Raw genomic sequence first — 22,174 nt, 5'->3', positions numbered from 1 at the left:
TCCCTAAGTTATTATACTTAGGGACATTTTTTGTAAGTGTATGTTTATCCCGCTATACGCCGGGCAATAAGACTCCCACCTCAAAATTCGGCTGGAGCAAAGAAGTTAGGTGGCAGATCAATTGCCCGTAAATGCCCGATTGGTGAGGGCTGATTAAAGTTTCACTTTATAAATAGCTTTTTAAAGTGATATCAAAATGTTGTCTAATGAGTTTGTTATCACTCATATAAAACTCCCACGCTTTTTCAGGTTCGCCGATAATTTCAAAAGATTCTTCTGTAATATATAAAGCGCAATTATCCTCTAGTGCAATTCCTTCTATATTACCTTGATGGTTTTGTAAAAAGGAATGGAAGGCGTTCATTCTATTTAATTGATTATAATGTGGACAAAATCTTTTGTTTACAATCCCCCAGCCGTTGCTCTCAATATAACCAGAACTTTCATAATCGGATCGGATACTAGATGTGAACCAACACATAGCACCGGCGCTATACCCCGCAATGAGCGTTCCTTGCTGCAAAGCAAATAATAATTTTTCATCTAGTTTATGTTCTTTCCATTGTGTAAGCATGTGAATATAGTTCCCGCCACCGAGGTAAATCAAATCAGCTGATTGAATCATTTCGTCTATTTCATATTTAGAAGGTGTATCGGCTATAGTGCGTAAAATTTGTACTTCACAGTGTAATTGTTGTTCGAACGTGTCTAAAAATAGTTTTATATAGCTTTCATCATCATGACTAGCTGTAGGAATGAATAATACTTTTGGATACAGTTTATTTGTTAATGCTATAAGTCGTTCATTAATAGGCGAGTGATTTGAATCTTGCAAGTCACCGCCACCAATGACAGCTAATTTCATAGTAAAGCACCACCTAATCATTTTCGTTATATAAAAATTCGATAGAAGAGACTTACATTCCTTCTCTATGTAATGAATAAGTAGAAAATGTAGTTTCAGTATATCGGAATAGTAAAGGTGGTGAGAGCTGATAAAGGTTTCACTTTATCGATATATAATACTTCATACTATTGTTTCAAAATATGGAAACAATATGTTTAAATAGATATAACAAAGCATGAATTCATATTGAATTAGTACTTATACTTAAAAAAGAATCGGAAATAATAGAGATTTTACAAATGAGTTTTTACTTTTAATAGGAACTTGAATCACAATATGGTAAAATTATTTCAATATATTTATTTAATATAAAAATACAAAGAGGGAGCGTGAAAAAAGTGGATTTTCGATTTGAATTTACAACGAAGGTGAAAGAATACTTAGATGATGAGAAGGATGAAAAAATAATAAAAGATGGACATAGAGATATCATTTTTCAGTATTTATACCCATTAGAGAGTGAAATTGGCATTTATAAAAATCCTAACTTTACTTTTTTGGCATCAGGAAGACGCTCACATATCGTATTAGAAAATATTGAATTTAAAACAGAGGTAAATGTCAAAAGTAACATCATTGAAATTACAAAAATAGTGGATAATGTCGTTATTCCATTAGATACTATCGTAGCGAAAGATCGGGAATTATTTGCACTTGGGCGTAATGAGAAGTTTAGTGTACAAATATTAGAGCAGTATCTCTTTGAAACATTTGGAGAGAAGCTAGGATTATAATGAATGGAATGGCGTACGTATTTATAGGTAGTGAATTTTAGTGTATCCTATTCGTGTTTGACCTTTCATTTAATTTATACTACAATTCGTAGTGTGAAAGGAGCCGCATTATGTTTACTCAAAACTATAAGTTAAATGAGCAAGGGTTAAATCATTTCTTTGGACCGCTTGAAGCGAAAATTATGGAGATTGTTTGGTCTACCGAGGGTATTACGATTAAAGAAGTGCAGCAGAAATTAAGTGAAGAATCACCTGTGAATTTTAATACAGTCATGACAGTTATGAACAGGTTAGTAGAGAAATTTCACTTAGAAAAACAGACTGTGAAAAGAAGTGGCATATATCGTGCTGTGCAAACAAAAGAAGAATTCTTATCCAATCAAACGAAGAAAATGACACAGGAATTGATGGGGGAATTTGGAGATTTAGTTGTAAATCATATGCTTGATGAGTTAGAGCAGGCTGATCCGACTTTAATAAAAAAATTAGAAGACAAATTGAATCAGTTAAAAAAAGAGGATCAATAAAATGAAATGGCAAATGCGTAAAATCGTATTGTTAGCAGTGATTGTTAGTACCCTCTTTTTCAGTATGTTAGTGTATTACGTTACATATCCATTTCTGTTTCAAAATAAGGCGTTCTTTCTTTCAAATTTTTGCTTGTTCCAATTAGAACAACATATGAAGGAATTATCGCTCATTCGTATTATAATTACTGGATTTTTACTACTTACTGTGATCATCGTGTGCAAAAGAATTTGGAGGCAATTTTTCTATAGTAAAAAGTTACAAAAAGTACTTATCCCTTTCATTCGAAAAGGAAAACAGATATATATATTGCCGACCGAGGAAGTTGCGGCATTTACAATTGGGTTATTTCGTCCGAAAGTTGTCATGTCAGAAGGTATGCTTCAAACATTTTCAGATGAAGAAATGGATGCAATTATTTTCCATGAAGAATATCATCAAAGTAATCGAGATCCGTTAAAATTATTTTGTTTTACGTTATTAGCAGAAGGAATGATATACATCCCGATATTAAAAGGCCTATTGCAACGCTATCATGTGTATCAGGAGTTAGCCGCAGATAAATATGCAATGCGAAAAATGAAATCTAAATTCGAGTTAGGTAGCGCATTATTAAAATTAATTAAAATAAAGACAATGGAAAATCGATGTGTGACAGCTTCATTTGCAAAAACAGCAATAAATTTACGAATCGAGCAAGTGTTAAATGAAAAAGTCGTAAAGCTTAATATTCCATTACATACGAATTCGGTATATGTAACATTAGCTTTATTCTGTATATCGATTGTACTTATTGTCGGAGAGTGCATATAGCCTCTTTTTTTAAGAATTAACACTACTCATTGTAGTGTGTTTAGGGGGAATAAAATGAATGCAGCAGATTTAACAATTTGGCTTGTAGCTGGGGCAGGGGTATTGTCATTTATATCACCATGTTCTTTACCGCTATATCCATCTTATTTATCATATATTACAGGTGTCTCTATTCAAGATTTAAAAGATAATCGTGGAATGATGCAAAAATCAGCGATTATGCATACCGTATTTTTTGTGATTGGATTTTCGGTTATATTTTATGCGTTAGGTTTATCGGTAAGTTGGATTGGAATAACATTTTCATCTAACCAAAAATTGATTCAACAAATTGGTGGGATTTTCATTATTTTGATGGGATTGTTTATGACGGGCTTATTTCAACCTAAGTGGCTTATGGCAGAGAAAAAAGTGCAGTATAGAAGTAAATCGACTGGGTATATTCGCTCTATTATAGTCGGTATGACATATGCAGCGGGGTGGACGCCATGTGTTGGACCGATATTTTCAGCTGTACTCATGCTTGGTGCGACGAATCCTGAAGGAGCACTTCTTTATATTACCGCATATACTCTTGGGTTCGCGGTTCCGTTTTTCGTGATGGCATTCTTTATTGGGAAGGTAAAATGGATTGTTACATATGCCAATGTCATGATGAAAATTGGCGGCGGAATGATGATTATAACAGGTGTTTTATTGTATACAAATCAAATGACGAAAATTACAGCATTCTTTATTCGCCTATTCGGTGGATTTACAGGTTTTTAATAATGAGGAGGAAGAAAAGTGAAGAAACTAATTGCGATTATACTAGCCGGTGCGCTAATTTGGGCAGGTGTGAATTTTTATAATACAAAAAAAGAAGAAAAAGAAAGAAAAGCAAAGCAAGCGGAGTTACAAGAAACAGAAGTATTACCACAAGTAGGATTTAAAGCGCCAAACATAACATTAAAAGGATTAGATGGGAAGCTGCATTCGTTAAATGATGCAAAAGGAAAACCATATCTTATTAATTTTTGGGCATCGTGGTGTGGCCCATGTGAAATGGAGGCACCTGACTTAGTTCATATGTATGATAAATATAAAAAGGATGTTGAAATTTTTGCGGTAAATGCGACAATTGGAGATCCGGTACAAGAAGCGAGCGCGTTTGCAGATCGTCACGGATTTAAGTTTCCTGTTTTACTAGATATGGACGGAGTAGCTGGATTAGATTATAAAGTATTTTCGTTACCAACGACATTTTTTGTTAATAAAGATGGAATTATCGTAGAGCAAGTACGAGGTGTATTACCTCCAGATCAATTAGAAGAGAAATTTAAGAAATTAATTGAGAGTTAAGGGGATTTTGTATTGATGGAGTGGATCGTGAGGTTACAACCTGTATCTCTTATAATTGGAAGTCTATTTGGATTTATGTTGATGAAACGAAAGATGAAGAACGAAAGTGTACCATATGAAAAAATGATGGATGCAGTAACAAATGCTTTTCTTATCATCGTATTTGTATGGAAATTTGCACCGGCAATTATAAATCCAGTATGGGCTTTTAAATCGCCATTGCAAGCACTATTAGCTATAGGAAGTATGAAGCATATTATAGCAGGCTGTGTAATTGCGAGTGCATATATTGTTTGGAAAAGTAAAAAAGAGCAATTTTCGCTTCGGATTTTACTTGATGCATTGCCTATTGGGCTATGTATGAGTATTATTTTTTATTTTCTATTCCACCACAAAATAGGTGTACAAACGACACTGCCTTGGGGTGTGAAAATATATGAATCTAAATTTTTATATCATCCCATTTTCGTATATGAAATCATCCTTGGCCTTTGTATACTGGGCTTGTTATGGATGAAAAATGAAAGAATCGGAAATGGAAAGAATATAAGTGTTTTTCTAATTATTGAGGGGTTTGCTCATATTATTATTTCGCTTGTTAGTGAACAAAATTCGGTTCTATTTGGTTTATCGATGCAGCAAATACTCAGTTTTTGTGTTATGAGTTTAGGGATTTTGTTGGTGCCGAAAAAATAAAAATAGCCATGTACGGAGGAATCCGCACGTGGCTATTTTTATTACATCTATTAAAAAATCGGCGGAGTAACGGAAAATAAAACAATGGCATTTTTCTCGAATTGATTTACCCATTTATGTTTTAAATAGGCGGGTATTTTTACGCTATCACCTGTTTCTAATATGTATTCTTCTTCGTTTAAATGTAATGTGATTGTCCCGTCTAATACAAATGCCAATTCTTCACCTTTATGTTCTAGTACATTTTCTGATGAAGCTGTATTCGGCGGAACAGTCATAATTGCTGTTGCTAAATTTCCTGTGAAATCAGGTGATAACAATTCATATGATAAATTATCGATAATCATTTTTTTTCGTTTATGAGAACGTACAATTAAATCGTCTGTATTTGTATCTTCAAGTAAAAAGCTAAATGTTGGAACATCTAACGCTTTTGCGAGTACTTTTAATGTTTGAATAGAAGGGTTAGCAGACCCACGCTCAATTTGACTTAACATAGATGGTGTAATACCTGCCATCTTTGCGAGTTCTTTACTCGTTAAACCTTTTTCTTTTCTTTGTTTTTCGATCTTTTTACCAATATCTATATTTTCCATAATGAAAAGCTCCTTAATTATTATTAAATTATATTTAAATAAATTAAATTAAAATTAACCAAAGCGAATAATTTGTGTTAAACTATATTAAAATTAATTTAATTATAATTTATTGAATCGTAAGCTACAAGGTTATGAGGAGGAAGAAAAATGAGCGGATTAGAGAATTTAAAAGAGGAACATCCACTAATAAATAAATTAATCGAAACAGAAGAAGTGTTTTGGCTGAATCCGAACATGGCAAAGTATGAAACGGCTATAAAAGATTCTCCATTGAATGAAGAAAATGTAAAAGATGCCGAAGAGAGGTTAAAGCGTTTTGCACCATATATTGCGAAAGTTTTTCCAGAAACGAAAGAGACGAAAGGCATAATTGAATCACCTTTAGTCAAAATCCATTCAATGAAACAAGCTTTAGAGAAACATTACGAGCAACCTATTTTAGGAGAATTATTATTAAAATGTGATAGTCATCTTCCGATATCAGGGTCAATTAAAGCTAGAGGCGGCATTTATGAAGTGTTGAAGCATGCTGAACAATTAGCTTTGCAGTATGGTATGTTAACAGAAGAAGATAATTATGCCATTTTAGATAGTGATACATGTAGAGAGTTTTTTGCCACTTATTCTATTGCGGTAGGTTCGACAGGAAACTTAGGATTAAGCATTGGGATCATGAGTGCGAAGTTAGGTTTTAACGTAACGGTTCATATGTCAGCAGATGCGAAACAATGGAAAAAAGATTTATTAAGAAGCAAAGGTGTAAATGTTATTGAATATGAAGCTGATTATAGTAAAGCTGTAGAAGAAGGAAGAAGGCAAGCAGATGCAGATCCTAGCTGTTATTTTGTAGATGATGAAAACTCCCATGATTTATTTTTAGGATATGCAGTAGCGGCATCGCGTTTACAAAAACAATTAGAAGAGTTAGAGATTGTAGTAGATGAAGAACATCCTTTATTCGTTTACCTTCCGTGCGGAGTAGGGGGCGGACCTGGCGGAGTTGCATTTGGTTTAAAGTTATTGTATAAAGACAACGTGCACTGTTTCTTTGCGGAGCCTACGCACTCTCCTTGTATGTTACTCGGTTTAATGACAGGACTGCATGATAAAATTGCTGTTCAAGATATCGGGATTGATAATGTAACAGATGCGGACGGACTAGCGGTAGGAAGACCGTCTGGATTTGTCGGTAAAACGATGGAACCATTTCTGAGTGGAAATTACACAGTAAATGATGAAGAGTTATATAGATTGTTGAAAGAACTAGCTGATACAGAAGATATTTATTTAGAGCCTTCTGCATTAGCTGGTATGATAGGGCCAGTGAAAGTATGTAAAGAAGATGGGTATTTACAAAAACAACAGTTAACAGAGAAGATGAAGAAAGGTACTCATATTGTGTGGGGAACTGGTGGTAGCATGGTTCCAAAAGATGTGGTGAATGGATATTATAAAACAGGTGAAGCATTAACAATATTAGAAAAATGAGGCTAATTGTGGCCTCTTTTTTTATTTAAATGACATATGTATTATTATAAATTCTTTGTTATTTTCGCATTAGTTCATTATAGTATAGATATAAAGAACGAATATGAAATACATATAACAAAAAAGCTTTATTTTACATAATTAAGAGGATGTGTATACGATGTCATTACAGACTAAATATATAGCGGGTATTTCGCTTGGGGTTATGGGAGTAGGTTTTGCCGCTTCTATCCCTTTTCAAGGAACGGTAGCTGGAGAGATTATTCAAGGGGGATTTGAAGCTGGGTTAGTTGGCGGACTTGCGGATTGGTTCGCAGTTACAGCATTATTCCGTCATCCGATGGGAATTCCAATTCCACATACAGCGTTATTACCTAAAAATCGTAAACGAGTAACGAAAGGGCTCATTAACACGTTAGAAAATGAGTGGCTGACGAAAGAAAGTATTACGAATAAAGTAAAAGAAATGCAGCTAGCACAAATGGTGCTGCAAATTGCTGAGAGAGAAATGCAGTCTGATGCTGTGAAAAAAGGAATTGTAACGATTGCTGAGAAAGCGATTGTTTCAATAGATACAGAAAAGCTAGCTGTTATTATTGAAAAAGAACTCAAAACGTATTTGCATACAATTAATACAAGTAACATCTTACAAGTGCTTGTTGATCAATTAGTTGTGCAAGAATATGATGAAAAGACACTTGATTACATATTAGTAAAAGTGAAAGATTGGACAGCGCAAGATGAAGCACGTTACCAGCTCGGAAGCTTAGGTATGAAGGCGATGGAAAACATAAAAGTAGATGGATTCTTGCAGTTTACTTTGAAATCATTTATGAATATTGTAGATGAAGATAAAATTGGCGGCATTTTGCAGAAGTTTATCATTAGCAATATTAACAGCTTACAAGATGCAGATAATAGCACAAGACAACTTATATTATCGAAAATTCGCCAAGAAATTATAAATGTAAAAGAAAATGAAGCGTTACTACAAGAATTAGAAAATTGGAAAGAAAAATGGATTGCCAATTGGGATGCTACTGACAAAATTAAAGAGATGCTGGAGCAAGTACAACAAAGGGCAATTACTTTTGTGAAAAATGAAGAATTTACGGATAAATATGTTATTCCATTTTTACAAACACAAATGAATAAAATAAAAGAAGATGAACAAACTGTTCAAAAAATAGAAGAGTGGTTACAAAAACAAGTTGTCACACTTGTGGAGAAGAATCATTCAAAAATCGGAAAACTTGTACAAGAAAACCTTGATAAGTTAGATGATAAAACATTAATCGAAATGATTGAAAATAACGTCGGTAAAGATTTACAGTGGATCCGAGTAAACGGGGCTGTTTGCGGATTTATGATTGGATTAGTGTTAGAAGGAATTAAAGCGATTATATGAGAAAAACCTTCCACAATTGTGGAAGGTTTTTATTTTTCAATAATACTCATATTGATATTATAAGCCTTTTCAATATTTAACTTGTACGTCCCATTTCCTGTTTTAATCGAATTTTTATACCAATGTTCTTGCTCGTTGAATTCTTTATTTTCTTCTGAAGTATTCTCTTCTTTTTTCGTTAAATCTTCAACTTGTTCCCAAGGTGTGTTTCCGTGTGCTTCTTTTTTGTTTGTTACGGCGATTAAAGATATATCACTTTCTTTCGTTAAATGAACAGATACATGTGAACTTTCCTGTACAAACCAATTATTTTGTAATTGACCTGGATAAAGGGATAGTTCGTTATTTGAAGCGCGAACTTCTACATTTTTATTTTGCGGAAGAACGAGTGTTGGTTTTACCTGTGGTGCTGAATTCCATAACGTATGTTGAACTGGTAATGATTTTAAAGTGATATACATCGTTTCCCCAGCTGTTTGAACTGAAAGGAAATCTTCTTGTTTTAAATTAAGTTTTTCATTAGCTTTCGTCGTCATTTCATATGTTCCAAGAAGGTGAATTTGATTTGTATGGTTTCCCTCTATTGTTAGAGGGTGCTGTCCTGCATCCACTACAATTTTTTTGATAGATTCAGGTATATCAATTTGTCCACTTGGAATATTGCTCGTTTGGCGAGTGGTATGAATAGAATGACGAACTTCATCTAGTAATCCAGTTGATAATAAACAGTAAAAAGCAATTCCAACGCTTCCTAAAACGCCGATAAAGAAAATGCTAAAAATATCATATTTAATAAAGGTTTGTTCCTTCTTAGAAAATAGAAGGTATAGTAAAATTTCTACGCCAAGTATAATAAGTAAAACAGGCCACCATGCTGTTAAGGAATCTAATACCTCAGTACCTTTTATAACTGAAAATAGTAAGAAGCAACCTAATGAAATAATAGAAAGCCCCATTGAAAATGTTCCAACGCGCCATGTTCTCATTCTTTTGTACCACCTTTGTTTTCTTTATTTCCAATTAACAATTTAAAGCCGCCACCAATTAAAAGGAGTGCAACGATAGATGTTTGGAAATAGCGATAATATAGCTCGCTAAGATGAATGTTAAATATAGTTGCAAAGTAATCATTCAAAATAGGAAGGACGGTTTGATCTAATAAATAATACCCACCGAGTGTAATTAACCCAATACCGATCCATCTTTGATGATTGATAAAATAATCAATGATAGGTTCGTCATTTACACGTTCTTTTCCATACTTTGCGGTTTGTTGTAAAGCGTCAAAAAAGCTATAGAACCAAATGATTGGAACTAAAAATAAAAACGCAGAAAGTCTTAATAAGTCAAGTAAATAGATGGAAAGTAAAAAGGCTGCCATAAGCTGAAGTCCGCGGCGTTGTAAACCTAAATACATATGTCCTGCTCCGGGGAACATCGCTAAAATAGAAGCGAATGTTTTATTTTTCTTTCCTTGTTCACGATGCTCTTCAAACTCTTCGAAAATAGTACGATCATCTAGTTGCTCGCCACGTTCTTTTTTCTGGAGTTGCTGAACAACATCGAAGAAATTGTAAATCCATAAAACAGGTAATGTAATAAGGAAGATTAGAAAACTTTCTTGCGATGTTAAAAGTGCAACGAAAATAATCATACTTCCGATTCCTGTGCAAGCTACTAAAAATGTAAGTCCACGTTGCATAAGCCCTAATTGAAAATGTCCAAGTCCAGGGATGATTGATAGAAGAATGATATAAAATCGTTCGCTCTCTTTAGAGGACTCTGTAAATTCTCCGGTTGCTTGTTTTTTCGATTGATTAATAATAGTGATGACTAAATCTAATAAATTGATCGCCCATAATATGACTAGTAAAAATAGAGAAAGAAAAGCAATATCGCGCGCTCCTAATGCTATTGTACAAAATGCTGCAAAGATAAATAGAAATACAGCCCCTCCGCTATATAAAATAAACCGTCCAAACTTCTTTAAATATAAATGTCCAAGCCCGGGAATTAGCCCTAATACAAGTGCTAAAAAGGGATTTTTATTCATGTTTTAAACCTCCGTCCTTTTTTGATGTGTCTACCGATTTGTTAACAATTTGTTGTGAGATGGAAGACTCGTTATGTTTTGAAGATTTCTCGAAATTTGATGTTGCTGTGAAAATATATTGGAATAAACCACTTACCATAAAAATAATTGTAGCTGCGGTTGCAATTATGTAGTGAATAATCGTTCGCTTTAGTGAGTTTGTTTTTATATTTTCATTAGGTTGTAGCGTTTCAAAATCAATTTGCGTCATAACTTCGTGCGTAAATGAATCATCATTTATCATTGGAAGGTTTTCATGTTGATCATCGATACTTTCTATATAAAGCGCTAAGCAATGATCACATTCATAAAGGTGTTCTTCCATAGATTCACGTTCATTGTTTTCTATAAAATCTAAAGTATAATTGCGCCAATCTTCTTTTGAATAATGCGTCATAGAAACTCTTCCTCCTTCCAATGTTTTTTAATCCATTTTCTTGCCCGATACAGTTTCATTTCGACTGTTTTCACTTCGATATTTTCTTGCAAAGCAATTTCTTGATAGCTTTTTTCTTCTAGGTAATGTGAGAGAACGACGTCACGATAATTTTCGGGAAGTTCTCTCAGTTTTTGAGCAATGAGTAATTTTTGCTCTTTCGTCAATAATAAAGCCTCAATATTATGAGAGGATTTTATATTTTCCTCGGTTTCTTTACATAAGGAGAGTTCTTCGTTTTCTCTAGCTTTTTTTCTCTTATAATCAATAGCGTGATTGGTGGCAATACGCGCCATCCACGTTTTTAATCCGCGAAATTGATAATTTGGGAGAGAGGCGTGAATTTTTACGAATACTTCTTGTGTAACATCTTTCGCATCTTCTTCATGTCTTAAAATGGAAAAGGTAACTTGGAAAATATAGTGACGATATGTTTGCACAAGGATACGAAAAGCATGTTCGCTTCCTTGCTGTGCTTTTTCAATTAATTGTTTTTCCTCAATGGGTCTCTCCCTCCTTTTTGACGCATTCTATTATATAGACGTAAGAAATGACTGGTCACCCTACACATGTTGTAAAAAAAGAATAATATATTTTTAGAAAGGAGGCTATATGAAAAAAGGTGTGAAAAAATGGTAAAAAGGAGTATATAATGAGCAAGTGGGAAATGTTACGGGAAGAAAGGATGTGAATGTTAGTAGGGGAAGGTCCATACTAACAAACATGAAAATAAAAATATTAATAGCAGATGATAATTCTTTTATTAGAGAAGGCATGAAAATTATTTTAAATACATATGAAGAGTTCGAAGTGGTAGATACAGTAAATGATGGGAAAGAAGCAGTGGACTATTGCAAAAAGAACGACGTTGATATCGCTCTTTTAGATGTTCGTATGCCAAACATGAATGGGGTAGAGGCGACGAAATTCATTTGTGAAGAGACGAAAACGAAACCGCTAATTTTAACGACGTTCGATGATGATGAATATATTTTGGACGCAGTAAAAAACGGAGCGAAAGGTTATTTATTAAAAAATAATGATCCAGAGCGTATTCGTGATGCAATAAAAGGAGTATATAACGGTCAAACTGTTATGCAAGATGTAGTGCTTGATAAAATTAAGTGCAATTTAATGGAAAGCAAAGAGGAAGAATGTAAAATAGATACAAGTCTTTTTACAGAAAGAGAGCTTAGTATTATCGCATTAATTGCGAAAGGTTTCTCGAATAAAGAAATTTCAAAGCAACTTTTCATATCAGAAGGAACGATTGCAAATTATATTACATCAGTTTTAGGGAAAACTGGACTAGAACATCGTACACAAATTGCGATTTATTACTTAACAGGGAAAGTAGATTAAAGATATGGAATTTTGGTTAACTGTAAGTAAATTAATTGTCTTTATATATATTGTGTTTAGTTACATTTATTTAAATGTCGCGAACTTACCATGGATTATACTGACTTTGCTTTTATATCTTTCTATAAACGTGCTGATTTCTATATTTAAAAAAGATATGTACAAAAACATATTAACTTCTGTGTCAATTTGCGTAGTTATGTTATTTACATGGAAGGTTCATCCGTTTTTTATTTTGTTTTTACCATTGAACTTATATGAAATTATATTTCGTTATATAGAGAAGAAATGGCAGCTCTTTCTCATTATGATGATTCCTATTATCTTTACGGATGAAAGTATTCGAATGACATATGGATTAATTGTTGCATTTTCTTTCATCATATTAACTATGGCAGAACGGTATATATCGCGTGTATTAAAGCTTGAATCGCAAAATGATAAGATGCGAAAAGATATGCAGAGGCTGACGAAAAGCTTACATGAAAATAAAGAGTACATAAAGCAATCAGAGTACACATTTAAGTTAGAAGAGAGAAACCGGCTCTCTCAAGAAATTCATGATAAAATTGGCCACTCGATGACAGGGGCGCTAATTCAAATGGAAGCAGCAAAGAGATTAATGGGGATAGATAAAGAAAAATCTGCTGAGTTATTACAAAATGCAATTCATATTTCGAAAGATGGAATTGAAAGTATTCGGGTTACATTAAAAAATATGAAGCCACCAACTGAGCAAATTGGTATTCATCGTATGAAATTATTCATAGAGGAATTTGCCGGTAAGCATGATATAAATATTCCTTTCGTATATAAAGGGAATTTAGATATGATTTCACCGATTCAGTGGAAGATTATCGGTGAAAATGTTACGGAGGCACTAACGAACGCGATGAAATATGCTGATGCGACAGTCATTTCAATTGATATTCATGTACTTAACAAGATGGTGAAAGTACAAGTGAAGGATAATGGAAAAGGTGCAGCTCTCGTTAAGAAAGGTCTCGGGATTATGGGGATGGAGGAGCGAACAGCGTCAGTAAACGGAAAAATTATTGTAGACGGAACAAGTGGTTTTTCAGTAACGATGCTGTTGCCCATATAGGAAATTATGACGAGGATGAATCATCTCATATGAAAAAAGTGAATAATCTCATGTGAAAAGAATGAACTTCTGCACTGAGCAGGTTCATTTTTTTTGTTTATACTAATAGCAGAGAAACCGAAATAGGGGTGAAATGATGAATACATTAGAAATTAAAAATTTAACGAAAAAATTTGGTGATTTCATCGCGGTAGATAATATGTCTTTATCTATTAAAGAAGGAGAGATATTTGGCTTTTTAGGATCAAATGGTGCTGGTAAAAGTACAACGATAAATATGATTGCTGGGTTGTTAAGAAGTAATGAAGGTGAAATTAGCATATTAGGAAAAAATATAAAGAAACATAGTCGATTTGCGAAGATGAATATAGGAATCGTTCCGCAAGATATTGCGATTTATGAAGAGTTAACTGCCTATGAAAATGTGAAATTCTTTGCTGGATTGTACGGGTTAAGAGGAGCTGATCTAAAAGCAAGAGTAGAGGAAGCACTTCAGTTTGTAGGGCTTAGTGATAAACATAAAAGTTACCCGAAAAACTTTTCTGGCGGGATGAAACGAAGACTGAATATCGCTTGTGCGATCGCTCATAGACCGAAGTTAATTATTATGGATGAGCCGACAGTGGGAATTGATCCACAGTCAAGAAACTATATTCTCCAGTCTGTTCGAAAATTAAATGAAATGGGAAGTACCATTATTTACACGAGCCACTACATGGAAGAAGTAGAAGAGATTTGCACGAAAATAGCAATTGTAGATCACGGTAAAGTAATTGCAGAAGGTACGAAAGAACAGTTAAAAGCGATTATTACTGATACGAAAGATATTTGGGTTGAGGTGAAGTCAGTAGAAAATTTAGATGTAGAACAGTTAAAAGAGATAAATGGTGTGAAAGCTGTTCAAATTGAAGAGAACGTAATTAAAGTAAACTCGGATGCAGGAGTAAACAATTTAAATAAAATTATTCAGCACTTCATTAATCATGATATTGAAATCCGCTCGTTAGAGGAGCAGGCTCCAAACTTAGAAACAGTATTCCTTACGTTGACTGGAAGAAACTTACGAGATAAATAAAAGGTAAATGAAGAAAAGGTAAAGGGAGGTTCATCAATTGAACATCTTCAATATTGCAATTATGCATATTAAAAGAGATTTCAGGGACGTAAGAACTTTAGTTTTTATGTTAGCATTTCCGATTGTGCTTATGCTTGTGTTAGGAACTGCGTTAACGAATGCATTTAATAGTGATAGTCAATCGATTAAGGATATACAAGTGCTGTATAAAGATGAAGCGAGTAGTACACTTTCTCAAACGTTTGCAGCATTTACGAAAGAAGTCGATAAATCGGGTATTCATTTTAAAAAAGCTTCCGGCAGTATAGATGGGAAAGAAGAAGTGAAGCAAAATAAATATGCTGCTTATGTAGAGTTAAATAAAGATGGTGCAAAATTGTACGGAAGTGACAAAAGTAGTATTGAGGGAAGTATTGTGGAAGGCATGCTTACAACATTTGTTGATAAGTACAATGTAGCGGCCGAAGTTGCAAAAGTTGATCCTAGTAAGGTGAGCGCAGTTATTTCAAATGGAAATCATAATGATTATATAAAAGAAACATCTTTACAAGCTGCGAAAAAACCAGGTTCTATGGATTACTATGCGGTTGTAATGACAACGATGATTGCACTATATGCTGCGATGGGAGCGAGTTCTTTAATTCGAGGAGAACGAATACGTAAAACGGGAGATCGTCTCATTGCTGCACCTATAAGTAAGGCTGAAATATTCATTGGAAAAGTACTTGGTAGCCTAGTAGCAAATGCCCTGTGCATATTACTCGTTATGTTATTTAGTAAATATGTTTTTCAAGCGAATTGGGGCGACCATCTTGGAATCATATTTATTATTTTATTAACACAAGTCTTTCTAGCAATTAGCTTTGGTTTAGGAATTGGATATATTACAAAAACACCGGAATCATCTAGAGCGATTATTATGGTTATTGTGCAATTAGCTTCTATTTTTGGTGGTGCATATTTCGTAATAGAAGAAAATTTTGTTACGAATTTATCACCATTAACGTGGGCAAACACAGCTGTCATGAAAATTATTTATGCAAATGATGTAGGAGCAGCACTGCCAGTAATATGTTTAAACCTTGGAATTTCAGCATTCTTTTTATTAATTGCGATTATTGCATTACGTAGACGGGAGGGGCTATAGTATGAAAGATATTTTATGGCTCATACAAAAAACGTTATCTGTACTTTTGAAAAATAAAAAAGGGTTATTCATTATTATTAGTTTGCCAATAATCGGAACACTAATCTCCTTCTCAATGTATGGGAATGTGGGGCAAGGGACGTTAAATATCGGGGTTATAAATAAAGAAAATCAATCTATAGCAAATGATACGGTGAAATTTTTAGAAGGATTAAATCATGTAAAGGTAAGTGAAATTAAAGAATCTGAAGTAGAAGATAAACTCACTTCCAAAAAACTTGATGGAGTTATTACATTAGATTCTGGTTTTTCAAAAAGTGTTCGAGAAGGGAAACCAGCTCATATTGAAATTGCATCGATTAAAGGTGATCAAGTAACAGGATTTATAAAATCATATTTATACAATTATGTTGATAATGTAGCAGCTATTAGTAATGTAGCAGGTACAGATCAAAGTGCATTTGATAGTATGTACGCAGGATATCAAAAAGGTTCTATTAAAATGAAAACGGAGACGTTAGAAGATACTTCGAAAAATAAAGATATGACAAACCAAACGATGGGTTATCTTATTATGTTTATGCTATTTTCAGCAGCGAACTTATCAGGTTATATTTTAAAAGAAAAAGAAAATAGAACGTATTTTAGACTCTTATCAACGCCGATAGATGGGAAGAAGTTCATATTATCTAATGTCGGGGTAAATATGATGCTATTAACAGTACAAATTCTGATTACAATCTTATTCCTAACGAATGTTTTTCATATAAATATCAATATGCCTTTCATAGTGATGATTGGTGTACTCATGCTATTTGCTTTAATAGCGATTGGAATATCGTTAGTCCTTGTCGCTTTTTCGAAAAACTCAGCATCAGCAAATGCACTGCAAAATATGATTATTGTACCGACATGTTTACTGGCTGGATGTTATTTTCCGTATGACATTATGCCAAAAGCGGTACAAAAAGTAGCTGATTTTCTTCCGCAGAGATGGCTATTAGACACAGTATCAAAACTACAACAAGGAATTTCAATTTCAGATTTGTATTTAAATATTTTAATCTTACTCGCCTTTGCGGTAGCATTCTTCTTAATTGCTATTTATAAGTTTGGAAGAAATAATGATGCGAGAAACTTTGTTTAATGGAAAAGGGATGTGACGTTAAGTCGCATCCTTTTTTGTATGAAGCATGAAATCTAAATTGGAATGACAAAATAGAAGGGTGGAAAGAAAAATGAGCGGAAGGAAATTAAAATGATTAAAAAAATATTGCGAGTTACTTCTATTATTATTGCGATTGTTATTTTTATATTAATTTGGATGCATATTGACGTTACGATTGGACGGAAAATGGAAGCCGGGAAAAATATGCCGACAGAGTATGCACCTCATCATAGTGATTTTCAATTATATGTAGAAGGGAAGTCATTTTATAAACAGTTATTTACTGATATAAAAGAAGCGAAACAATCTATTTACACGTACTTTTTTATTTTGTCTGATGATAAAAGTAGCCATACTTTTTTAAACTTATTAAAAGAGAAGGCAAAAGAAGGAGTAAACGTCTATTTATCCGTTGATCGTATTAATGATTTATCATTCGAAAGAAAGAAGATAAATGAATTGCGGGAAAGTGGTGTACATTTTACATATAGTAGAAAACCTCAATTGCCATTCGGTTTTTATTCACTTCACCATCGTAATCATCGCCGTATTACGACGATTGATGGAGAAATTGGATATACAGGTGGTTTTAATATAGGAGATGAGTACTTAGGAAAAGATAAGCGATTTGGATATTGGCGTGACTATCATGTACGGATAAGAGGAGAAGGAGCAAAAGATTTAGAAGAGCAATTCGCTTTAGATTGGAAACGAGATACGAAAGAACATATAAAAAGAAGTACGAATAAAGCGAGTAAAGGGAATACACTACATACGATGGTTAGCTACAATGGACATTACGTCGTTGAAAAATATATAGAGTTAGTAACTCAGGCGAAGCATTCAATTGTCATTACAACGCCTTATTTTATAGCAAAAAATAAAAAACTGATGAATGCTTTAATTGAAGCGCAAAAACGTGGTGTTACAGTAAAAATACTTTGGTCATATAAACCAGATATTCCTCTTATTAAAGAGGCGGCGTATCCGTATATTCGTCAAGCTGTTAATAATGGAATTAAAGTATATGGTTATAAAAAAGGGATGTTTCATGGGAAGCTAATGTTAATTGATAATGAACTAACTGTTATCGGTACAACAAATTTTACTTCACGAAGTTTCAATATAAATGATGAAATGAATTTGTATATTCATGGTGGTTCAATTGTAGGGCAAGTTAATGAGGCGTTAACGGAGGATTTTCATGATTCAAAAGAAATGACGAAAGAATTTTTTGAGAAGTTATCGTTTTGGGAGCGTTGTAAGGAAAAGTTGGGGGGGATGGTGGAGTATTATTTATAAAGGTTAATGGGAGAGGGTGTCTTTTATAGACACCCTTTTTTATGAGAAGTAATTAGTTTTCATGCACAAGCAATGAAGCATCATCATTAATCAATGTCCCCACATGCTCACCTAAGCAAATTCGTTTCATTACACCAGGCTCATCAAAGTTAAAGACGTGTGCGGGTAAATTATAATCACGGGCAAGTAATAAAGCGGCTTGATCCATGACTTGAATGTTTTGCCTAACCACATCGTTATAGTTTAGTTTTCTGTACATTTTCGCTGATTTATTATGTTTTGGATCACTAGTAAAGACGCCATCTACTCCTTGTTTTGCGACTAATATTGCGTCACTATTCATTTCAATGGCTCTTTGAACACTTGGATAATCTGTCGTAACGAACGGTTGCCCGTTACCACCGCCAAAAATGACAACATAACCGTTATCTAAATGATGTACTGCTCTGAGGCGAATATAAGGCTCTGCTACTGCATTAAATGGGATGGAAGTCATAACGCGTACTTCTCTATCTGTTTTACTTGTTAAAACGCCGCGAAGCATTAAGCTGTTAATGATTGTACCTAATGTCCCGATATTATCAGCTTCTACACGATCAATTCCCCATTCTTCAGCTAGATGACCTCTGAAAATGTTACCGCCGCCGATGACAATGGATACTTCGATACCTAAGTCAATAATGGATATAATTTCGTTTGCGATATGTTCTAATCGTTTGGAGTTAAAGCTATTTCCGGATTGATCAGCAAGTGCGCCGCCGCTTAATTTAATTAAGACTCTTTTGTATGGCTTCATAACAATTCCCCCTATATAAATCGCAATAAAAAAGGAACAAAGGCAAATGCCTTTGTTCCTTTTTAAGAAAATGAAAAAGAAAAGAAGAAGATAGGACGAATTTTTGTACATAATTTTTCATACCATCCACTCCTTTTCATTTCGATTTGTTGTAAGTATATATCTTTTTGATTATACGAAACAATCTGATTACTTATCAAGTATATTTTATTTCTTTTTCATGAAAAGGTGTCAATGAAAAAGAAAAGAAAAATTTTCGAATTTTTTGTGGCGAACTTGTAGGTTTTTGTATGATTTTGTAGGTTCGCCTATATGATGTGTGTGTAAGCTTTTATAAATACGAAATGAAAGCGTTCGCATAAAGGGGATGAACATAAATGAAAAAATTCGGATTGGCAACACAAATTTTTGTTGCACTTGTTTTAGGGATTGTAGTAGGGGCAATCTTCTATGGTAATAAAACGGCGATTTCTTATATCACACCAATTGGGGATATATTTATTCACTTAATTAAAATGATTGTAGTACCGATTGTTATTTCAGCATTAATTGTTGCGGTAGCTGGTGTAGGAGATATGAAGAAGCTTGGGAAACTGGGCGGGAAGACAATTCTTTATTTCGAAATCATTACGACGATTGCTATCTTAATGGGATTACTTGCGGCAAATATATTCCAACCAGGTACTGGCGTTGATATGAGTAATTTACAACAAAGTGATATTTCTTCTTATAAACAAACGGCAGATGCTACAGAGAAGAAAGGATTCGCTGAGACGATTGTTCATATTGTACCGAAAAATATATTTGAGTCTATTACACAAGGTGACTTATTACCGATTATCTTCTTCTCAGTACTATTCGGTTTAGGAGTTGCAGCAATTGGAGACAAAGGAAAGCCTGTCTTTAACTTCTTTGAAGGTGTACTCGAAGCAATGTTTTGGGTTACAAATCAAGTTATGAAATTTGCACCATTTGGTGTATTCGCATTAATTGCGGTTACGGTTGCAAAATTTGGTGTAGCAACACTACTTCCTTTAGGAAAACTAGTGCTAGCTGTATACGTAACTGTTATACTATTCGTTGTGATTGTATTAGGTATTAATGCACGAATGGTTGGCGTAAACATTTTTACATTAATGAAAATTTTAAAAGAAGAACTTATTCTTTCATTTACGACAGCAAGTTCAGAAGCTGTTTTACCTAATATAATGAGAAAAATGGAAGAGTTCGGTTGTCCAAAGGCAGTTGCCTCTTTCGTAATTCCGACAGGTTATACATTTAACTTGACTGGATCGGCTATTTATCAAGCGTTGGCGGCATTGTTTGTTGCACAAATGTACGGTGTGCACATGTCACTGACCGAGCAAATCACGTTATTATTCGTTCTCATGTTAACATCCAAGGGTATGGCGGGAGTTCCAGGCGCATCGTTCGTTGTTGTATTAGCAACGTTAGGTTCAATGGGGTTACCACTAGAAGGTATCGCATTAATTGCGGGAATTGACCGCATTTTAGATATGATTCGCTCATCTGTCAATGTGTTAGGAAATGCATTAGCGGCCATTGTTATGTCGAAGTGGGAAGGCGAATTCGATAATGAGAAAGCAAAACAATATGTAGAAACAGTCAAAGAAACAAAAGCAGCATAAGAAATCGTTAAGGAGTGAATAATCATGGCAACATTAACTGAAGTTAAAAATGGTGTTCGAATTGAAAAAGATTTTTTAGGTGAAAAAGAAGTACCAAACTATGCATACTACGGCGTACAAACAATGCGTGCAGTTGAGAACTTCCCAATTACAGGATATAAAATCCATGAAGGCTTAATTAAAGCATTCGCAATTGTAAAAAAAGCTGCAGCACTTGCTAATACAGATGTAGGAAGATTGGAATTGAACAAGGGCGGCGCGATCGCAGAAGCCGCTCAAGAAATTCTTGATGGAAAATGGCATGATCATTTCATCGTAGATCCAATCCAAGGCGGAGCTGGTACTTCGATGAACATGAATGCAAATGAAGTCATGGCCAATCGTGCTCTTGAATTATTAGGAATGGAAAAGGGAGACTATCATTATATTAGTCCAAATAGTCATGTAAACATGGCACAATCAACAAACGATGCATTCCCAACGGCGATTCATATTGCAACATTAAATGCATTAGAAGGTTTATTACAAACGATGGGTTATATGCACGATGTATTTGAATTAAAAGCAGAACAGTTCGATCATGTTATTAAAATGGGTCGTACACATTTACAAGACGCTGTGCCAATTCGTCTTGGGCAAGAATTTAAAGCGTATTCTCGCGTACTTGAACGTGATATGAAACGTATCAAGCAATCACGTCAACATCTATATGAAGTAAATATGGGAGCAACTGCAGTTGGTACAGGCTTAAATGCAGATCCAGAATATATTGAAGCAGTTGTAAAACATTTAGCTGCAATTAGTGAATTACCACTTGTTGGTGCAGAAGACTTAGTAGATGCAACGCAAAATACGGATGCATACACAGAAGTATCTGCAGCACTTAAAGTGTGTATGATGAATATGTCTAAAATTGCAAATGACCTTCGCTTAATGGCATCAGGTCCACGTGTTGGTTTAGCGGAAATTATGCTACCTGCTCGTCAACCAGGTTCATCTATTATGCCAGGGAAAGTAAACCCTGTTATGCCAGAAGTAATTAATCAAATTGCGTTCCAAGTAATTGGTAACGACCATACAATTTGCCTTGCTTCAGAAGCAGGACAATTAGAATTAAACGTTATGGAACCAGTACTTGTTTTCAACTTACTTCAATCAATTAGCATTATGAATAATGGTTTCCGTGCCTTTACAGATAATTGCTTAAAAGGAATTGAAGCGAATGAAGATCGCTTAAAAGAGTATGTTGAGAAGAGTGTAGGAATTATTACAGCCGTGAACCCTCATATCGGTTATGAAGCAGCAGCTCGTGTTGCGAAAGAAGCAATTGCGACTGGGCAATCCGTTCGAGAACTTTGTGTGAAAAATGGTGTATTGTCACAAGAAGACTTAGAGTTAATTCTAGATCCATTCGAAATGACACACCCAGGGATTGCAGGAGCAACTCTTTTAAAGAAAAATTAAAAAAAGAGGGGGGACAATCCCCTCTTTTTTGTTTACAATATAGAAATGCTATATATGAATAGAG

Annotated in this window: 23 protein-coding genes; 16 read left to right on the top strand and 7 right to left on the bottom strand. The window is 34.2% G+C overall.

Annotated features, from left to right (window positions below; translation table 11 throughout):
* Window positions 1-166: 166 nt before the first annotated feature.
* On the bottom strand, window positions 167-865 hold the full coding sequence (locus AABL52_RS18260; RefSeq protein WP_341518139.1) for a peptidase E: 699 nt from the start codon (window positions 863-865) through the stop codon (window positions 167-169).
* A 380-nt stretch (window positions 866-1,245) separates the two neighbouring features.
* On the opposite strand from AABL52_RS18260, the gene AABL52_RS18255 reads away from it, so the two are divergent.
* The 6 genes from AABL52_RS18255 (at window position 1,246) to AABL52_RS18230 (ending at window position 5,019) form a co-directional block, all read left to right on the top strand.
* Window positions 1,246-1,641, top strand: a complete 396-nt coding sequence (locus AABL52_RS18255) for a DUF3942 family protein (RefSeq protein ID WP_016088463.1) — start codon at window positions 1,246-1,248, stop codon at window positions 1,639-1,641.
* A 110-nt stretch (window positions 1,642-1,751) separates the two neighbouring features.
* Window positions 1,752-2,168: a BlaI/MecI/CopY family transcriptional regulator gene (locus tag AABL52_RS18250; RefSeq protein WP_063263636.1), complete on the top strand. Its 417-nt coding sequence runs from the start codon at window positions 1,752-1,754 to the stop codon at window positions 2,166-2,168.
* 1 nt (window position 2,169) lies between these two features.
* Window positions 2,170-2,982 carry a M56 family metallopeptidase gene (locus AABL52_RS18245; protein WP_341518138.1) on the top strand — a complete coding sequence of 271 codons (813 nt, stop codon included), beginning with the start codon at window positions 2,170-2,172 and terminating at the stop codon, window positions 2,980-2,982.
* Between the two features lie 54 nt (window positions 2,983-3,036).
* Window positions 3,037-3,750, top strand: coding sequence for a cytochrome c-type biogenesis protein CcdA (ccdA, locus tag AABL52_RS18240; protein ID WP_000990434.1), 714 nt, complete (start codon window positions 3,037-3,039; stop codon window positions 3,748-3,750).
* Between the two features lie 18 nt (window positions 3,751-3,768).
* Window positions 3,769-4,323 carry a TlpA family protein disulfide reductase gene (locus AABL52_RS18235; protein WP_242257000.1) on the top strand — a complete coding sequence of 185 codons (555 nt, stop codon included), beginning with the start codon at window positions 3,769-3,771 and terminating at the stop codon, window positions 4,321-4,323.
* 15 nt (window positions 4,324-4,338) lie between these two features.
* A complete protein-coding gene (locus AABL52_RS18230) occupies window positions 4,339-5,019 on the top strand; it encodes a prolipoprotein diacylglyceryl transferase family protein (protein WP_341518137.1) in 681 nt (226 codons plus the stop codon).
* 50 nt (window positions 5,020-5,069) lie between these two features.
* Here the strand turns inward: AABL52_RS18230 and AABL52_RS18225 are convergent, their stop codons facing one another.
* Window positions 5,070-5,615, bottom strand: coding sequence for a helix-turn-helix domain-containing protein (locus tag AABL52_RS18225; protein WP_000427651.1), 546 nt, complete (start codon window positions 5,613-5,615; stop codon window positions 5,070-5,072).
* Between the two features lie 150 nt (window positions 5,616-5,765).
* Here AABL52_RS18225 and AABL52_RS18220 point away from each other — a divergent pair, with 150 nt between their 5' ends.
* Both AABL52_RS18220 and AABL52_RS18215 read left to right on the top strand, forming a co-directional pair.
* Window positions 5,766-7,106: a D-serine ammonia-lyase gene (locus AABL52_RS18220; RefSeq protein ID WP_341518136.1), complete on the top strand. Its 1,341-nt coding sequence runs from the start codon at window positions 5,766-5,768 to the stop codon at window positions 7,104-7,106.
* A 160-nt stretch (window positions 7,107-7,266) separates the two neighbouring features.
* Window positions 7,267-8,514 (top strand): DUF445 domain-containing protein, encoded by a 1,248-nt coding sequence (locus AABL52_RS18215; protein ID WP_341518135.1) that lies wholly within the window; start codon window positions 7,267-7,269, stop codon window positions 8,512-8,514.
* Between the two features lie 29 nt (window positions 8,515-8,543).
* On the opposite strand, the gene exsE is transcribed toward AABL52_RS18215, so the two are convergent.
* From exsE to AABL52_RS18195, 4 genes are read right to left on the bottom strand one after another with little or no spacing between them, the layout of a single operon-like run.
* Window positions 8,544-9,500, bottom strand: a complete 957-nt coding sequence (exsE, locus tag AABL52_RS18210) for an exosporium protein ExsE (RefSeq protein ID WP_341518134.1) — start codon at window positions 9,498-9,500, stop codon at window positions 8,544-8,546.
* Window positions 9,497-10,567: a hypothetical protein gene (locus AABL52_RS18205; protein ID WP_097843255.1), complete on the bottom strand. Its 1,071-nt coding sequence runs from the start codon at window positions 10,565-10,567 to the stop codon at window positions 9,497-9,499. Before AABL52_RS18205 ends, exsE begins: the two co-directional genes overlap by 4 nt.
* A complete protein-coding gene (locus AABL52_RS18200) occupies window positions 10,560-11,003 on the bottom strand; it encodes a hypothetical protein (protein WP_097843254.1) in 444 nt (147 codons plus the stop codon). The genes AABL52_RS18205 and AABL52_RS18200 overlap by 8 nt, the downstream gene beginning before the upstream one ends.
* A complete protein-coding gene (locus AABL52_RS18195) occupies window positions 11,000-11,482 on the bottom strand; it encodes an RNA polymerase sigma factor (RefSeq protein WP_255254381.1) in 483 nt (160 codons plus the stop codon). The genes AABL52_RS18200 and AABL52_RS18195 overlap by 4 nt, the downstream gene beginning before the upstream one ends.
* 283 nt (window positions 11,483-11,765) lie before the next feature.
* Here AABL52_RS18195 and AABL52_RS18190 point away from each other — a divergent pair, with 283 nt between their 5' ends.
* The 6 genes from AABL52_RS18190 (at window position 11,766) to cls (ending at window position 18,201) form a co-directional block, all read left to right on the top strand.
* A complete protein-coding gene (locus AABL52_RS18190) occupies window positions 11,766-12,404 on the top strand; it encodes a response regulator transcription factor (RefSeq protein WP_000694099.1) in 639 nt (212 codons plus the stop codon).
* A 4-nt stretch (window positions 12,405-12,408) separates the two neighbouring features.
* Window positions 12,409-13,509 carry a sensor histidine kinase gene (locus tag AABL52_RS18185; protein WP_341518133.1) on the top strand — a complete coding sequence of 367 codons (1,101 nt, stop codon included), beginning with the start codon at window positions 12,409-12,411 and terminating at the stop codon, window positions 13,507-13,509.
* A gap of 136 nt (window positions 13,510-13,645) precedes the next feature.
* Entirely contained in the window at window positions 13,646-14,584 is a 939-nt protein-coding gene (locus AABL52_RS18180) for an ABC transporter ATP-binding protein (protein ID WP_341518132.1), read from the top strand.
* Window positions 14,585-14,621: 37 nt separating this feature from the next.
* Window positions 14,622-15,731 (top strand): ABC transporter permease, encoded by a 1,110-nt coding sequence (locus AABL52_RS18175; protein ID WP_341518131.1) that lies wholly within the window; start codon window positions 14,622-14,624, stop codon window positions 15,729-15,731.
* Window position 15,732: 1 nt separating this feature from the next.
* Window positions 15,733-16,878 (top strand): ABC transporter permease, encoded by a 1,146-nt coding sequence (locus AABL52_RS18170; RefSeq protein WP_341518130.1) that lies wholly within the window; start codon window positions 15,733-15,735, stop codon window positions 16,876-16,878.
* A 111-nt stretch (window positions 16,879-16,989) separates the two neighbouring features.
* On the top strand, window positions 16,990-18,201 hold the full coding sequence (gene cls, locus AABL52_RS18165; RefSeq protein ID WP_341518129.1) for a cardiolipin synthase: 1,212 nt from the start codon (window positions 16,990-16,992) through the stop codon (window positions 18,199-18,201).
* A gap of 52 nt (window positions 18,202-18,253) precedes the next feature.
* On the opposite strand, the gene pyrH is transcribed toward cls, so the two are convergent.
* Window positions 18,254-18,997, bottom strand: a complete 744-nt coding sequence (gene pyrH / locus AABL52_RS18160; RefSeq protein WP_000806134.1) for a UMP kinase — start codon at window positions 18,995-18,997, stop codon at window positions 18,254-18,256.
* 377 nt (window positions 18,998-19,374) lie between these two features.
* Here pyrH and AABL52_RS18155 point away from each other — a divergent pair, with 377 nt between their 5' ends.
* Both AABL52_RS18155 and aspA read left to right on the top strand, forming a co-directional pair.
* Complete coding sequence (locus AABL52_RS18155) at window positions 19,375-20,646, top strand: cation:dicarboxylate symporter family transporter (protein WP_061676610.1); 1,272 nt, start codon at window positions 19,375-19,377, stop codon at window positions 20,644-20,646.
* A 24-nt stretch (window positions 20,647-20,670) separates the two neighbouring features.
* Window positions 20,671-22,110 (top strand): aspartate ammonia-lyase, encoded by a 1,440-nt coding sequence (aspA, locus tag AABL52_RS18150; RefSeq protein ID WP_061676611.1) that lies wholly within the window; start codon window positions 20,671-20,673, stop codon window positions 22,108-22,110.
* Window positions 22,111-22,174 lie beyond the last annotated feature (64 nt).

It is taken from the genome of Bacillus paramobilis, from assembly GCF_038096195.1.
In the GTDB taxonomy this organism is placed as follows: Bacteria; Bacillota; Bacilli; order Bacillales; family Bacillaceae_G; genus Bacillus_A; species Bacillus_A mobilis.
This window is presented reverse-complemented; position numbering and strand designations above follow the sequence as displayed.